At 67.6% G+C, this 528-nt stretch carries 1 protein-coding gene; it reads right to left on the bottom strand.

What is annotated here, in order from left to right; genetic code table 11:
- The coding region (locus D7W79_RS42665; RefSeq protein WP_147442388.1) for a hypothetical protein at positions 1 to 217 on the bottom strand (217 nt) is incomplete at its 3' end.
- Between the last annotated feature and the right edge of the window lie 311 nt (positions 218 to 528).

The raw sequence follows: 528 nt of genomic DNA, 5'->3' as shown, positions 1-528 counted from the left end.
CGGCCAGGGAGGGCAGGCCCATCTTCTTGGCGCGCTCCTCCTCGAAGGAGTCCAGGTAGCGCCCTTCAGCGGCGTTGAGCGGCTTGGCGTTCGGCGCGTCCGGCAAGGGCTCCTTCACGGACTGGGCGGCCGCCGCCATCTCCGCGCGGGCCTGCTCCTGGGCCTGACGGATGCGGGCCATGACCGAATCAAGCTTGGAGCCAATGTTGAGGGCCACGGGCATCTCCTGTCGCTTCTGGGTCTTTTTTCTCCCCGCATTATCCGCGGTGGACTCCAGAGGTTGCTTCCGGATTACAGGATCTGAAGGGAACGCGCGATTTCCGACGCAACCGGGCAGGCGTCCCGGCCGAAGACCATGGAATCCTGGACTGAGGGGTACACTGGACCCATGGCGAACCGGAATGACAGGGACGACGGGCCTTCGGCGCCCGGCTCCGCGCCGCGCGTTTCGACGTCGCGGGAATCCTACGGTACGGGTAGAGGCAACGCACCCGCGACGGGGCGGGGTGGGGCGGAGTCCTCGGCGCC

Source organism: Corallococcus exercitus (assembly GCF_003611585.1).
Classification (GTDB): domain Bacteria; phylum Myxococcota; class Myxococcia; order Myxococcales; family Myxococcaceae; genus Corallococcus; species Corallococcus exercitus.
This window is presented reverse-complemented; position numbering and strand designations above follow the sequence as displayed.